This is a genomic window from Clostridium estertheticum, from assembly GCF_018861295.1.
GTDB classification, from domain to species: domain Bacteria; phylum Bacillota; class Clostridia; order Clostridiales; family Clostridiaceae; genus Clostridium_AD; species Clostridium_AD estertheticum_D.
On record NZ_JAHLDM010000014.1, the window covers coordinates 109,612 to 122,336 of the forward strand.

11 protein-coding genes are annotated in these 12,725 nt (G+C 30.3%); 10 read left to right on the plus strand and 1 reads right to left on the minus strand.

Annotated elements, in window-relative coordinates:
* Positions 1-213: 213 nt before the first annotated feature.
* The 10 genes from KPL54_RS14645 (at position 214) to KPL54_RS14690 (ending at position 11,572) form a co-directional block, all read left to right on the plus strand.
* Positions 214-1,230, plus strand: a complete 1,017-nt coding sequence (locus KPL54_RS14645; RefSeq protein ID WP_216107253.1) for a LacI family DNA-binding transcriptional regulator — start codon at positions 214-216, stop codon at positions 1,228-1,230.
* 96 nt (positions 1,231-1,326) lie between these two features.
* Positions 1,327-2,577, plus strand: a complete 1,251-nt coding sequence (locus KPL54_RS14650; protein ID WP_216107254.1) for an ABC transporter substrate-binding protein — start codon at positions 1,327-1,329, stop codon at positions 2,575-2,577.
* A gap of 114 nt (positions 2,578-2,691) precedes the next feature.
* Positions 2,692-3,540: a carbohydrate ABC transporter permease gene (locus tag KPL54_RS14655; RefSeq protein WP_216107271.1), complete on the plus strand. Its 849-nt coding sequence runs from the start codon at positions 2,692-2,694 to the stop codon at positions 3,538-3,540.
* Entirely contained in the window at positions 3,540-4,367 is an 828-nt protein-coding gene (locus KPL54_RS14660; protein WP_216107255.1) for a carbohydrate ABC transporter permease, read from the plus strand. The genes KPL54_RS14655 and KPL54_RS14660 overlap by 1 nt, the downstream gene beginning before the upstream one ends.
* A 15-nt stretch (positions 4,368-4,382) precedes the next feature.
* On the plus strand, positions 4,383-6,068 hold the full coding sequence (locus KPL54_RS14665; protein WP_216107256.1) for a glycoside hydrolase family 13 protein: 1,686 nt from the start codon (positions 4,383-4,385) through the stop codon (positions 6,066-6,068).
* A 434-nt stretch (positions 6,069-6,502) separates the two neighbouring features.
* A complete protein-coding gene (locus tag KPL54_RS14670; RefSeq protein WP_216107257.1) occupies positions 6,503-7,588 on the plus strand; it encodes a Gfo/Idh/MocA family protein in 1,086 nt (361 codons plus the stop codon).
* Positions 7,589-7,609: 21 nt separating this feature from the next.
* On the plus strand, positions 7,610-8,533 hold the full coding sequence (locus KPL54_RS14675) for a sugar phosphate isomerase/epimerase family protein (RefSeq protein WP_216107258.1): 924 nt from the start codon (positions 7,610-7,612) through the stop codon (positions 8,531-8,533).
* A gap of 21 nt (positions 8,534-8,554) precedes the next feature.
* Positions 8,555-9,589, plus strand: a complete 1,035-nt coding sequence (locus KPL54_RS14680) for a Gfo/Idh/MocA family protein (RefSeq protein WP_216107259.1) — start codon at positions 8,555-8,557, stop codon at positions 9,587-9,589.
* A gap of 51 nt (positions 9,590-9,640) precedes the next feature.
* Positions 9,641-10,510, plus strand: a complete 870-nt coding sequence (locus tag KPL54_RS14685) for an AraC family transcriptional regulator (RefSeq protein ID WP_216107260.1) — start codon at positions 9,641-9,643, stop codon at positions 10,508-10,510.
* Positions 10,511-10,639: 129 nt separating this feature from the next.
* The gene (locus KPL54_RS14690) at positions 10,640-11,572 is read left to right on the plus strand and encodes an AEC family transporter (protein WP_216107261.1); all 933 of its coding nucleotides are present in this window, start codon (positions 10,640-10,642) and stop codon (positions 11,570-11,572) included.
* A 12-nt stretch (positions 11,573-11,584) separates the two neighbouring features.
* Here KPL54_RS14690 and KPL54_RS14695 read toward each other — a convergent pair whose 3' ends face one another.
* Positions 11,585-12,436 carry a polysaccharide deacetylase family protein gene (locus KPL54_RS14695; protein WP_216107262.1) on the minus strand — a complete coding sequence of 284 codons (852 nt, stop codon included), beginning with the start codon at positions 12,434-12,436 and terminating at the stop codon, positions 11,585-11,587.
* Positions 12,437-12,725: the final 289 nt, after the last annotated feature.

The following is a 12,725-nucleotide window of genomic DNA, read 5'->3' on the forward strand; positions in this document are numbered from 1 at the left end:
CATAAAGTATGCTCCTTATAAGCATACTGAGAAGACGGATACTTTAGAAGAGGATCTTTTAGTTGCTAAAAGGAAAAGCGAAAGGAATACAGTTACAAAACAAAAATAGAAATATTAGGTATAAATACTTATAAATACATTAAAACCATATACTAATATATATATGGTAAAATAAGCTTATGTTAATCGTTTACTGAAGGGGAAAATAAAGTTATGGATAGAACAATTAAAAAACCAACTATCAAGGATGTTGCAAAGAAAGCTAATGTCTCAGTAGCTACTGTATCTAGAATTCTTAATGATCTAGGTGGCTATTCTGAAGAAACGAGGGAAAAGGTAACTACTGTCGTTGAGAATATGGGATATCGAAGAAATGCTATTGCTAGAAATTTAAAGACAAAAACTAGTCATACTATAGGTGTATTGTTACCAAAGGTTGAAACTACTTTTTATGTAGAAATTCTAAATGGCATAGAAGAGATGGCACATAAGAATAATTATAGCGTTTTTATTTGTAATACAGGCGCTAGTTCCCATTTAATGCCTTATTATCTAGATGTATTATCTGAAAGACAGGTGGACGGTATTATTGCATGTAGTCTATCACCTAAAGATATGTATGATAAAAACATTAACGACATTAAAATACCGTGTATACTTGTATCAACATTTTCTCCTCGTTTTACTATTCCATATATTAAAGTGGATGATTTTCAAGCTGCTTATGCGGCTACTAGTTATTTAATAGAAAATGGTCATACTAAAATAGCAATGATAGGTGGAGAGAAAGAGGACCCAATTGCTGGTATACCGAGGTTAAAAGGGTATAGACAGGCACTAAAAGAATATAATCTTAAGATTGATGAATCTCTTATAAAACATGGTGATTTTAGTTTTAAAGGAGGTAAATGTTCTATGGAGGCACTTTTAAATGAAAATAAAAAATTTACTGCAATTTTTACGTCTTGTGATGACATTGCAGTTGGTGCAATGTTCATAGCCCATAAACGGGGTATTTTAATTCCAGATGATTTGTCTATAATAGGTTATGATAACACGAAAGTATCAGAAATGTCTTATCCACCGTTAACTACTATATCTCAACCGTTATATGAGATGGGTCATAAATCAGTTGAAATGTTAATTAAAACCATTACAACTAATAAAAAAAGTGAGAGCATAATAATGCCTTTTGAAATTATTGAAAGAGAAAGTGTTAAAAAACTATGATAGTTTTTATATTGTTTACGTAATCGATTAACATAATGATAATAAACAGTATAATTAATATAAATATTATTAATAAAAATTTTAGGGGGGTATAAAATGATTAAAAATTCAAAAACTTTATTATCAATAGTGCTTGCAATAGCATTAGGTTCTTCTTTATTAGCAGGCTGTTCATCATCAGATAGCAGTTCTAGTACCAATGGAAAAGTTAAATTAGAGCTATTCTCTACAAAAACAGAAAATAAGGATATATATCAAAAAATGGTTAGTGATTTCCAAGTTAAAAACCCAAATATTCAAATTGTTCTTAATGTTCCACCAGATGCTGGAACAGTCTTAAAAACAAGACTTACTAAAAATGATATGCCTGATATACTAAGCATGGGCGGTGACAATTTATATGGTGAACTTGCAACTAATGGGGTTCTTCTAGACCTTAGTAAGGAAAGCTTTATGAGTAATATACAAACGGCCTACATCAAGCAAATGAATGATCTTTTAACAAATGGAGATAAAAACGCATATGGAGTACCTTATGCAACAAATGCTGGCGGAGTTTTGTATAACAAAGAAAAATTTATAAAGCTAGGTTTAAAAATCCCGAAAACGTGGGATGAATTTGTTACGATTTCTGAAAAAATAAAAGCTAGTGGTGAGACTCCTTTTTATCTAACACTTAAAGATGCATGGACAGGTATGTGTTTTTGGAATATATTAGCTTCGGATATTGCTCCAAAAACATTTCTTGCTGATAGAAAAGCTGATAAAACTACATTTGAAGCAACTCATTCAGAGATAGCAGATAAAATGCTAGAAATTATTAAATATGGTCAAAAGGATATATATGGAATGGGGTATAACGATGGTAACAAAGCGTTTGCTCAAGGAAAATCAGTAATGTACCTTCAAGGTAATTGGGCAATTTCAGACATTAAGAAAACAAATCCAAATATTAAAATGGGAATGTTTGCGTTACCCGCAACTAATGATATCGCTAAGAATAAGATTACTTCAGGTGTAGATGTAGCACTAGCAATAACAAAAAACTCTAAACACCCTGCAGAAGCTAAAAAATTTATTGAATACATGTTGCAAAAGGAGAATGCACAAAAATATATAAATAATCAGTTTGCATTTTCAGCTGTTAAAGATGTTGTACAAAAGGATGATAGTGTTACAGATTTAGCAGATGGTTTTAAAAAAGGAGAAATTGGAAGTTTTGCAGATCACTATTATCCAACTGGGTTGGATACAGCCTCAATTGTGCAAGGTTTTCTTAACAAAAAAGACAAAGTAGCCTTTTTAAAGAAGCTTGATACTGAGTATAATAAAAATAATAAAAAGTAGATATTAATTATAGAGTAATAACGTACATGTTATTACTCTATAATTATAATTGTTGTACGGTGTAAGTACTGCAAAGAAAAAGGAGAGTGAATTCTTTTGAAAAAGAACAATAAAATGGCTTTTTATATTATGACAATTCCTGCATTGATATTATTCTTTACCTTTCATACCTTACCATTAATAAAAGGAATTTTTTATAGTTTTACTGACTGGAATGGCTATAGTGATTGGAAGTTTATAGGCTTTAAAAATTTTATAAATGTATTTCAAGACGATACTATCAGAAACGCTTATGGCTTTACCTTTAAATTCGCAATACTTACAACTATAATTGTTAACGTGATAAGCTTAGCTATAGCCATTGCTTTAAATTCAGCTATTAAATTCAAAAATGTATTGAGGGCTATATACTTTCTACCTAATATACTAGGAGTCTTAATAGTAGGTTATATATTTAATTATGTATTTGCTCAATTATTACCACAGTTCGGTACGTACTTGAACATTCCTATTTTAAGTTCTAATATACTTGGAAATCCAAATCTTGCTTGGCTTGGGATAGTATTTGTAGCATCATGGCAGTCGATAGCATTTAGCACTATAATATATATTTCAGGACTTCAAACAATTGATCAAGATATTTATGAAGCAGGTGAAATTGATGGCGCCAGCAAATGGAAAACATTTAAAAAAATAACATTTCCTCTGATAGCTCCTTTCTTTACAATAAATATGGTATTAAGTTTAAAGAATTCTTTAATGGTATTTGATCAAATCATTGCAATGACAGGTGGAGGACCTGGTAATGCGACTCAATCAATTTCTTATGTGATTTTTCATTTTGGATTCTCAGGGGGCAATTTTGCATATCAATCTGCAAATGCAGTGCTATATTTTATAGTAATTGTAGCAATTTCACTTTTTCAATTGAGAGTACTTGCAAAACGGGAGGTTGATTTATAATGAAGAAAAAGAAAATTAGTAAGGTTCTTACTTTAATAATGATAATCTTAGCAGCAATATTTATATTATTTCCACTATATATTCTATTAAGTACTGCATTGAAATCACCTCAAGATATGATTAATTCTACACTCTCATTACCTACGAAATTACATTTTGATAATTTTACGCAGGCAATCAAAATAACTAATTTTTTTGGTGCATTTGGGAATAGTGCAATAATAACATGCGTTTCTGTGCTATTTATTATAATTTCAAATTCAATGGTATCTTATGCAATAGCAAGAAATAGAGAATTAAGGTTCTTTAATATTCTTTACTATTATTTTGTAAGTGCTATGTTTGTACCATTTCAAATAATAATGTTACCACTTGTAAAACAAGTAAGTTCATTTCAGCTAGATAATATACCAGGTATTATAGTTCTGTACATCGTTTATGGCCTACCATTTAATATTTTCTTGTACGTAGGATATTTAAAGTCACTTCCGAGGTCGTTAGAAGAGGCTGCCACTATAGATGGCGCTTCAATTTGGCAAATATTTTTTAAGATAATATTTCCATTATTAAAACCAATAAATGCTACTATAGGAATATTAGCATTTTTATCAACCTGGAATGATTTTATGCTTCCGCTTATTATATTAAGTAACCCTGTACAGGCAACATTACCTCTAGTTCAGTATGTTTTTCAAGGACAATTTAGCACAAATTATAATTTAGCTTTTGCATCTTATCTCTTAGCCTTAGCACCAATTATAATAGTGTATATATTTGCTCAGAGGTTTATTATAAGCGGTGTTACTAATGGAGCTATAAAACAATAGAAAGAAGGAGATTTTATGAATAAATATTGGTGGAAAGAAAGTATAGTTTATCAAATTTACACAAGAAGTTTTAAAGATAGTGATGGAGATGGCATCGGAGACTTGAGGGGGATAATTGAAAAACTTGATTATCTTAAGGACCTTGGAATTGATGTACTCTGGTTATCTCCTGTTTATGAATCTCCAAATGACGATAATGGTTATGATATAAGTAACTACCAGGGAATAATGAAAGAATTTGGAACAATGAAAGATTTTGATTTATTGCTTGGAGAGGCACATAACAGAAAAATAAAGATAATGATGGATCTTGTTATAAATCACAGCTCTGATGAACATCAATGGTTTATTGAAAGTAAGAAATCTAAAACAAATAAATATAGAGATTATTACATTTGGAGGGACGGAAAAGATGGATTACCACCAAACAATTGGGGCGGTTGTTTTGGTGGGTCTGCTTGGGAATTAGATCCGCAATCACAAATGTATTACTTGCACCTGTTTTCAAAAAAACAACCTGATTTAAACTGGGAAAATGAAACTCTAAGAAAAGAAATATTTTGTATGATGAAATGGTGGTTAGAAAAAGGAATTGATGGTTTTCGTATGGATGTTATTAATATGATTGGAAAAGAGCAAAGTTATCCTGATGGTATTATTAATGAAACTAGCGTCTATGCAGATCCAGGTAATTTAAGTAGAAACCATCCAAAAGTTCATGATTATTTGCAAGAAATGAACAAAGAAGTACTAAGTAAGTATGATATCATAACTGTTGGTGAAGCTCCAAATGTTACACCTTCGCAAGCAATTGAATATGTTGGGGAAAATAGAAATGAGCTAAATATGGTGTTTGAGTTTGAACATATGAGTGTGGGGGATGGACCTGAAGGGAAATGGGGCAAAACAACTTTTGACCTTGGTGAATTTAAAACCATTATATCAAAATGGCAAAGTAAGCTCCAAGGCAAGGGTTGGAATAGTCTTTATTTAAATAACCATGATCAACCAAGAATGGTTTCTCGTTTTGGCAATGATAATAAATATAGAATTGAATCTGCAAAAATGTTAGCGACCTTTCTTCATATGCTTACAGGCACTCCATACATTTATCAAGGCGAGGAAATAGGCATGACTAATGTAAAATTTGAAAGCATTAATGATTATAAAGATATAGAAACTCTAAATGCTTATAAAAGTTTTACTAAAAATGGTAAAAAAACTCATAATGAGATCTTGAATGCTATTTATAAAAGGGGTAGAGATAATGCAAGAACACCATTTCAGTGGAATGTCAAAAATAATGCAGGGTTTACTGATGGAACTCCATGGATAAAGGTAAACCCAAACTACAAATATATTAATGCAGAGTCGCAATTAGAAGATGAACATTCAATTTTAAATTATTATAAAAAGCTTATAGTGTTACGGAAAAATCATGAAATAATAGTGTATGGAGATTATAATTTAATTTTAGAGAATAACAATGATATTTATGCATATACAAGAAAACTAAAGGATGAGACTCTTTTAGTGATATGTAATTTTTGTGAGAACCTTAGTAAATTTTCGCTTCCCAATAATATAAAATATGATCATAGCGAGCTTCTTATTTCAAATTATATAGTAAAAGCGAAGAAAATAGATCAGATTGTGCTTAGACCTTATGAAGTAAGAGTCTATTTATTAGGCTCAGTTTAAGATAAATGTTGAAAACTTATTTGTTGAATATGTAGCTATAATAAAATCACATCACATGAAGATTTGGAGGGTATATTATGAATTTAGAAGAATAGAAACAATTTATTTTATCTAGCAAAATGTATAATGATTTATCCCAAGAACTAATTCAAGCAAATGTAGTTGCAGTTGGTATGCATTGTAAAGTAATTCGGGAAATTACATAAGAAGATAAAACTTGATTTGAAGTATAAAATAAAAGTTGCTGTCCATTTTAAAGAGGACCGTAACTTTTGTTTTATATGTAGTATTAATGCAATACAAAAAGCAATATATGAGAAGTATTAAGCAATTCATGGGGAGCAATTAAAAATGAAATGTTATAGAATAGTAAATGTAAACGATGATAATTTCAAATTAGATAAATGTACATTATAGGGAAAGGGTGAGATTGTATGGATAAGAAATTAAGAGTTGGAATAATTGGATGTGGCGGTATAGCTAATGGAAAACATATGCCAAGCTTAGCTAAGATAGCAGAAATAGAAATGGTTGCTTTTTGTGATATCATAATCGAGAAAGCAGAGATTGCTGCAAAAGAATACGGAAGCATTGGAGCAAAGGTTTATACGGATTATAAGGAGCTTCTAAAAGATGATACTATTGATGTTGTTCATGTTTGTACACCAAATAGATCACATAGCTCTATAACAATTGATGTGTTGGAAGCTGGAAAACATATTATGTGTGAAAAACCAATGGCAAAAACATCTCTTGAGGCAAGAGAAATGTTAGAGGCTGCAAAGAGAACAGGTAAAAAGCTTACTATTGGTTATCAAAATAGATTTAGAGCGGATTCTAGATATCTTAAAACAACCTGTGAAAATGGTGGTCTTGGAGATATATATTTTGCAAAGGCACATGCTATTAGAAGAAGAGCAGTTCCAACTTGGGGAGTATTTTTAAATGAATTTGAGCAAGATGGAGGACCTTTAATAGACATTGGAACGCATGCTTTAGATTTAACCCTTTGGATGCTTGATAATTATAAGCCTAAGTATGTTGTAGGAAATGTATATCATAAACTTAGTAAAAAAGAAAATGCTGCTAATGCATGGGGACCATGGGAGCCAAGCAAATTTACAGTAGAAGATTCTGCTTTTGGGTTCATTACTATGGAGAATGGTGCTACTATAGTTGTTGAATCGAGTTGGGCATTAAATAGTTTAGAAGTTGGAGAAGCTCAGACAAGTCTATGTGGAACCGAGGGTGGGGCTGATATGAAGGATGGTCTAAGAATAAATGGAGAAAATTTAGGCAGATTATATGAAACTAAGGTTGATTTTGGCTCAAATGGAGTTGCATTTAACGAAGGGATTTCTGAAGAACCAGCAGATGCTGAAGCCAGATCATGGATTGATTGTATTCTAAATGATAAGCAGCCAATAGTAAAACCTGAGCAAGCGTTAGTTGTTACAGAAATATTAGAAGCAATATATGAGTCATCAAAAACAGGTGAGCCAGTTTATTTTAATAAATAATAGTTGAGGAAGGTGTTTAATATGTATATAGGATTATTAACAGGTTGCCTTGGTGGAATTCCACTTAAGGAAAAAGCAAAGTGGGCAAGTGAGCATGGGTTTAAAGCTTTAGAACTTTCTTGTTGGCCAAGGACTAACAGCCGTGATTATTCAGGAAGTGAGATAGATGTAGCTAATTTCACAAAGGCTGAAGCGGAAGAAATAAAGTTATATTTCAAAGAATATGGGCTTACAATATCTTCAATTGCTTATTATGATAATAATTTGGATAGAGATTCGAAAAAAAGAAAATTTATAAACAATCATTTTAAAAAATGTGTTGATGCGGCTCTGTTATTAGGCGTTTCATCTGTTGGAACATTTGTTGGAAAAAACATAGATAAATCGTTAGAGGAAAATTTTGATGAGTTTGAAGTGGTATTTAAAGAATTGGTTAAATATGCAGAAGATAAGGGTATAAAAGTAGTAATTGAAAATTGTCAAATGAAGGGATGGCAAGAAAAAGGAGTACCAGGAACTATTTCATTTACACCAGAACTATGGAGAGAAATGTTTAGAAGGGTACCAAATAAGAATTTTGGATTAAATTATGATCCCTCCCATTTACATGCAATGTTAATTGATTATATAACTCCAGTAAAGGAATTTAAGAATAGAATATTTCATGTGCATGCAAAGGATGCTGAAGTGTTTGAAGATAAATTAAAAACTTATGGAGTATTTGATAAACAATTAAATGTTTGTAATGAAGACTTTGGATATTGGAGATACAGAATGCCTGGACTAGGAGACATTAATTGGGGAAAGTTAATTAATGAACTAAAAGAAATTGGATATGACGGCGTAGTAAGTATAGAACATGAGGACCCTCTTTATGAAGGTAGTGAAGAAAAGGTTAAAGAAGGATTACAACTGGGAATAGATTATCTTGAAAAATTAATATAGTATTATTTAGGAGATGTTGATATGAAAATATTAAAAGTAGCCATTATTGGATGTGGAAATATATTTCCTATGCATGCTCAATCTATAAAAGAAGTTGAAAATGCAGAAATTGTTGCAGTTTGCGATATTAAAGAGGATAGAGCAAAGGAAAAAGCTGATCAATATAATTGTAATTATTATATTGACTATAAGGATATGCTTTCAAAGAAAGATATTGATGTAGTGCATATATGTCTTCCACATTTCCTTCATGCACAGGTGGCAATATATGCTTCTAAACTTGGGAAACATATATTAACTGAAAAACCTATGTCTATAAAACTCTCAGATGCAGAGGCTATGGTTAAAACTGCTAAAGACAATAATGTTACACTTGGAGTTATATTTCAAAATAGATATAATCCTGGTTCGAGACTTATAAAAGAGACATTGGAATCAGGAGAACTTGGTGAGATACTAGGAGGAAAACTTGAAGTCACATGGAAACGAACAGATGAATACTATGGTAATAGTGATTGGAAAGGAACATGGGACATGGAAGGTGGTGGAGTCATAATAGATCAAGCTATTCATACCATGGACCTTATGAGATGGTTTGTGGATAGTGACATTGATTATATAGATGCAAATATAAGTAATAGAGCTCATAAAATTATTCAGGTTGAGGATTCTGCAGAAGGGGTTATTAAGTATAAAAACGGAGTAGTAACTGCGTTTCATACCATTAATTATTATACTTATGATGCACCTGTAAAAATAGAGTTTCATTGTGAAAAAGGTATGGTTAATATGGTGGGAGATAGAGCTGATATAAAATTTAACGATGGTAGAGAGTTAATTGCAGATAATAACCCAAATGATACTTTTGATTATGGAAATGGAGCAAAGGGATACTGGGGAACAAGTCATACAAAACAGATAAAAAATTATTACGCATCTATTAGTGCTGGATTACAACCTGATATAACAGGCGATGATGCAATAAAAACTCAAAAAATGATATGTGCAATATATGAATCTGGTAGAAAAAGGGTTAGAATTAGTTGTAATAAATAAATTCTTAAAGCATAGCAAGCTTGGAATATTTAATAAACGTAGGAGGAAATTATGCGGGGTAGTTTTGAAAAGACAGTACTCGAACCGGATTTTCCATTTAGATTATTTTTAAGTGATGGCTTTGATAGCACACCTCATCATTGGCATGAAGATATTGAAATTATTTATCTTGTAGAAGGCAGTGTGAAAGTAGGCGTAGGTAATGATTTATATCACCTTAAAAGGAGAGATATTTTAATAATAGGTCCTGGTGAGGTGCATTTCTTTTTAAAAGAAATGCAAACCAGCAATAGGGCAGTAATCCAGTTTAGAATGTCTATTTATGATGCGTTTCTTTCTGGATCAAAGGATATTAGAACTATAAGACCAATGTTTACTCATTCTAAATATCTTACCCCCAGTACTGAAGTTCATAGCCTTATGGAAAAACAAATTCAGCAACTTATTAATGAAAACACTGCTGCGAAAGAAGGTTATAAGCTTATTATGAAAGCTAGACTTTACGACTTGGCTGGTATATTAATTAGATACATGCCTAAATGTGAGTATTCAGCTGAAGCTGAAAGTCGTCAAATAGAGAAACTTCAAAAGCTGGATAAGGTGTTTCAATATGTAGATAAATACTATCAAACAAATATTAACTTAGAGGAAATTTCAAAGGTTGCTGGATTCAGTCTATATTATTTCACAAGATTTTTCAAGGAAAACACAGGCGTTACATTTGTTGATTATTTAAATAATTTTAGAATAACTAAAGCAGAATGGCATCTTATGGAGGAAAGTGACTCCATTACAGAAGTTGCATATAAGTCAGGTTTCAATAGCATTAAAACTTTTAATAGAGTATTTAAAAAGTTAAAAGGTTGCGCTCCAATGCAATATAGGAAAGGTATTAAATCATCTCCTTGGTCGCTGCAATAGTTATTTGCACCTTAAAGTTAATTTATTAACAATTGGTAATATATAAAAAAATGCACCTGAATTTATTGTAAGCATTTATTTAATATGGTAGACTTGATTAAGTTAATATAAATTTGGGGGAGCGTTTACATGTTTTTTGCAGCAGATCAAAGTGTATTAAGTATAATGATAATGATTATAATAGGATATTTTTTAGCGTATAAAAAATTAATTGATGAAAAGGCAATTAGTTTGATAACTACTATTGTTATAAACATTTCACTACCAATGATGATGCTTAATACAATTGTGAGTAATTTTACGAAAAAGATGCTTATAGATGACTCAAGAGGTTTAATAGTTCCTTTTCTAACAATAGGTTGTTGTTTTATTATTGCAAAATTGTTTTCAAAAATTGTAAAAATAAAAAATAGCAGACGTGGACTATTTGTATCTATGTTCTTTAATTCAAACACTATATTTATGGGGCTTCCAGTCAATTTGGCGTTATTTGGAGAAAAAAGTGTGCCTTATGTGCTACTTTATTATATTGCAAATACCACATTTTTTTGGACTTTAGGTGTATATGAAATAACTAAAGATGGAAATAAGAGAACTTTAAACTTTTTTTCAATGGAAATTATAAAAAAAATATTATCGCCACCTTTAATTGGTTTTATAGTTGGAATACTTCTAGTTTTATTAAATATTAAATTGCCATTATTTATTATGGATACAAGCAAAAGCTTAGGGAGTATTACAACACCGTTATCCATGTTTTTTATTGGTGCATCCATATATTTAGTAGATTTAAAGTCAGTAAAATTTACTTTGGATATAGTGTGGGTATTAGTCGGCAGATTTGTAATATCTCCAATACTTGTAATTCTAATAGCACCTATATTTCATATACCACATCTTATGGAGTCAGTTTTTGTAATACAGTCGGCTATGCCAGTTATGGCAAACTCAGCTATAATTGCTAGGGCTTACAATTCTGATTATGATTTTGCCTCATTAATGATAGCAATTTCAACGGTAGGTACTCTTATAGTTATACCAATTTTAATGGCTTTATTATAGAATATAATTAATTTAGGAAGCTAATTTTACTTTGAATTCTTCAAGACTAAAGTTTGAATTAACAAAGATTCTACCTAATGAATAAATGTTGTCGTTTTTATCAATTAAGCCAAATTCGGTCGAAAAGGCTAATTTATAACCTGATTGTTTTGCAGCTTTTATAGTGTTAGGTGTATATCCTCCGTAAGGATATGCTATGTAATCTATGTTCTTATTTAATATTTTTTCTAATTTGATTTTTGAGGTTTTCATAGTATTTACATTATCTACATAAGATATTTGATCTAAGTGTTCATGAGACGAGGTATGACTTTCTATTCTTATATTATTTGAATCCATTAATTTTAGTTCTGCGGAAGTTAAATAATCTTTTTCATGATCAATAGTATTAGTAATTACAAATATAGTAGCTTTTAGTTTGAATTCTTTTAAAATAGGATATGCATTAGTATAATTGTCTTTGTAGCCATCATCAAAAGTTATAACTATGGGTTTACTAGGCAAATCTTTACCTGTTTTCATATAGCTATAAAGTTCATCTAATGTTAATGTTGTATAATTATTATCTTTGAGATATTTCATTTGATTTCTGAATTTTTCTTTAGGGACCCTTAGTATATTTTCTTTTTCATAACTAATAGAATGATACATTAAGATTGGTATTTTTTTATTTTGTAAAGAATCAACAGATTTATGTATAAAAACAGTTCTTACACTAGGTGGTTTAAGTGTTTTTGTTGTATTAATTGTAGTTGTACTATTTTTTCCTTTATGTATAACTAAACCAGAATACTGATAGAGTAGACCTATAGATCCTATTAATATAGCAATTGTAATAATTAAAAGTCTTTTATGTAATCTCATAATACTCCCCATTTTATATTTGTTTTTAATATAAGTATGGTAGAAATAATAGAATAATATACGCTTATTTCAAAATAAAAAGGAAAACCTAAGAAACTAGGTTTTCCTTTTTATTTATATGACAAGTACAAAATTCATTAGTTATCTTTTAATCACATTTGTGGAATCTAAATAAATAGTATCTATAATTTTTTTTAGTGATTTATCATATACTATAATATTTAATCCAGCGTGTTTATTTAGATTTTCAACCCCATTTAAAACTATACTTGGTATTTTTTCATCAACA

Bases quoted from the DNA above. Each gene is read 5' to 3' on its own strand.
- KPL54_RS14690 (WP_216107261.1), top strand. From the start codon at position 10,640: ATGTTTTTTGCAGCAGATCAAAGTGTATTAAGTATAATGATAATGATT.
- KPL54_RS14670 (WP_216107257.1), top strand. From the start codon at position 6,503: ATGGATAAGAAATTAAGAGTTGGAATAATTGGATGTGGCGGTATAGCT.
- KPL54_RS14665 (WP_216107256.1), top strand. From the start codon at position 4,383: ATGAATAAATATTGGTGGAAAGAAAGTATAGTTTATCAAATTTACACA.
- KPL54_RS14645 (WP_216107253.1), top strand. From the start codon at position 214: ATGGATAGAACAATTAAAAAACCAACTATCAAGGATGTTGCAAAGAAA.
- KPL54_RS14680 (WP_216107259.1), top strand. From the start codon at position 8,555: ATGAAAATATTAAAAGTAGCCATTATTGGATGTGGAAATATATTTCCT.
- KPL54_RS14685 (WP_216107260.1), top strand. From the start codon at position 9,641: ATGCGGGGTAGTTTTGAAAAGACAGTACTCGAACCGGATTTTCCATTT.
- KPL54_RS14655 (WP_216107271.1), top strand. From the start codon at position 2,692: ATGGCTTTTTATATTATGACAATTCCTGCATTGATATTATTCTTTACC.
- KPL54_RS14650 (WP_216107254.1), top strand. From the start codon at position 1,327: ATGATTAAAAATTCAAAAACTTTATTATCAATAGTGCTTGCAATAGCA.
- KPL54_RS14675 (WP_216107258.1), top strand. From the start codon at position 7,610: ATGTATATAGGATTATTAACAGGTTGCCTTGGTGGAATTCCACTTAAG.
- KPL54_RS14660 (WP_216107255.1), top strand. From the start codon at position 3,540: ATGAAGAAAAAGAAAATTAGTAAGGTTCTTACTTTAATAATGATAATC.
- KPL54_RS14695 (WP_216107262.1), bottom strand. From the start codon at position 12,436: ATGAGATTACATAAAAGACTTTTAATTATTACAATTGCTATATTAATA.